The 2134-nt window shown below is 39.7% G+C and carries 3 protein-coding genes; all 3 read right to left on the reverse strand.

What is annotated here, in order from left to right; genetic code table 11:
- Window positions 1-341, reverse strand: a 341-nt coding sequence (locus WMO25_RS17430) for an ABC transporter ATP-binding protein (protein WP_349086456.1), incomplete at its 3' end; no start/stop codon positions are given.
- 371 nt (window positions 342-712) lie between these two features.
- Window positions 713-1765 (reverse strand): IS30 family transposase, encoded by a 1053-nt coding sequence (locus WMO25_RS17435; protein WP_117684517.1) that lies wholly within the window; start codon window positions 1763-1765, stop codon window positions 713-715.
- Window positions 1766-1831: 66 nt separating this feature from the next.
- Window positions 1832-2020 carry a helix-turn-helix domain-containing protein gene (locus WMO25_RS17440; protein ID WP_242997501.1) on the reverse strand — a complete coding sequence of 63 codons (189 nt, stop codon included), beginning with the start codon at window positions 2018-2020 and terminating at the stop codon, window positions 1832-1834.
- Window positions 2021-2134 lie beyond the last annotated feature (114 nt).

Genomic DNA, 2134 nt, shown 5'->3' on the forward strand with positions numbered 1-2134 from the left:
TCCTGAATCTCAGGCTTTGGTACTTTCTTGATCGTCAGTCCGTATGCTACATTATTAAAAACCGTCATATGTGGGAACAATGCATAATTCTGGAAAACAGTATTGACGTTTCTCTGAAACGGCTCCTTGTCTTCGATACGTTCGCCTTCGACCTTGATTACACCGGCTGATGCTTCCTCAAAACCTGCGATCATACGCAGTGTTGTTGTCTTTCCGCATCCCGATGGCCCTAAAAGTGTCAGAAACTCACCTTCAGCTATCTCAAGGTTCATTTTCTTAACAACCAGATTGGACCCGAATCTTTTCTCGACTCCCTCGAGAGAAATAATCGGATTGTTCATAATTTTTTCCACCTCATTTAATTATTTCAAATCGACCGTCCAAACCCTGCTTCCAAATGCCTCACAGCGCTATGAACAGTTACATTTTAAGCACGGGTTACCGCTTTAATACGATGCAACGACTCTACTCTTTAGTGTAGCAATTTTTTGGCCAAAGTGCAACATAATTTAAAATAAACTTGCCCTATTAAAAATTTCAACCTTTTTTTCGACAAAAATTCAATATCGTTATTTTGCACAAAACAGGTGCGTGTTCTTTGTAGAATTTGTTTCTTTTCTATTTCCTATCATATCCTCTTTCTTTTGTGATAGCATTCTAATAAGGCCGCCAGGTTCATGCCGGCCGTCTGAGATTCTGTAGCTGAAATATATTAGCTAATTCTCTGCAATTCCTCCTCAAACATTTCCGCTGCAGATTTATACCCATGGATACGCCGTGGGTATTGATTTATCCAGTTTTCAACCTCCTGGATGTCCTCAGCCGTTCGATCATCAAAATTCGTTCCTTTAGGGACTTTTCTCCGCACCATTTTGTTTGTGACTTCGTTTGTCCCTCTTTCCCAGCTGCTATATGGATGACAGTAATACATCTTTGTTCTCTTTCCTGCTCCTATTGCGGATCTCTCCAGTTCTTCACAATAGGCAAATTCTGTCCCATTGTCTACAGTTATGCTTTTGAATACCGTTTTGAATAATTCTCCCCAGCGTTTTTCCAACCGGTCCACTGCTGCCACCACTTCCTCAGCACTATGGTTATTCAATTTGAATATGATTTCCGCTCTTGTTTTTCTTTCTGTAAGTGTTAATAATGTATTTTTAGATTTTCCTCGGCACCCCAGAACGCTATCCATTTCCCAGTGGCCAAACTCCTCTCTGCTGTTTATGATCTCCGGTCTATTTTCTATGCTTTCGCCCGCCTCTGCTCTCTTTTGCTTCTTTACCTTATTATATTTTCTTTTCCTATTCTTTTTTACAGGCAGATTTTTATTGGTTACTCTCAGAAAAATTCCTTTATCTATATAACTGTATACAGTGGTTGTGCATATTTTGGTCTGGAACTCGCTCCATCGGCCTGATGCTGTCAATTCTCCTATGATTGCATCCGGACTGTAATCCTCATTTATTATTTTATTCTCAATATAATTGGCTAGCTTGATATCATTTCCTATTTTCAGCTGTGTTCCCCTTACTTTCAGGTTTTCATCACATTTTCGTTGTGCCAGATCTGAACTATATCGCATTTCGGTGGTATAGTCGCTGTTTAAGTGTTCATATCGGCCTCGTTTAAGTTCATTGTAGATTGTACTGCGGTGTACGTGCAAAATCTCAGCAATTTCCGCAACTTTATGGCCAGCATTATATAAAGCCTCCAGTCTGATTCTATCGCTGTGTTTTAATTGTCTACTTCCTTTTTGATTTGCCATACTCCTGCCTCTTTCGTAAAACAACCCGCAGGCATCGGTGTCCTGCGGGTTGTTATGTGCTTCTTATCATTTGCCTTGTATTATTTTATCTACTATCAGCTTTTCAATGTAATGCGGACAGCTCCGCACTCCAGTCTCCCAGTTCGACAGTGTTCTATATGGTATTTCTAACCACTCTGACACCTCACGCCTACTCATTCCCTTTTGTTTGCGTGCTTCTTCAATCGTCATTTTGTCTGCTTCCTTACGCTCCATATCCATTTTCTCTCATTTCATTTATAATTGTTTCATCATATCCTTTTCCGTAGTATCTAAAAATAACACTTTCATCTTCAAAGAAAACCCAGTCACAATTAGTATCATTGATAA

Origin of the sequence: Coprococcus intestinihominis, assembly GCF_040096555.1 — a bacterium.
GTDB lineage: Bacteria > Bacillota > Clostridia > Lachnospirales > Lachnospiraceae > Coprococcus_A > Coprococcus_A intestinihominis.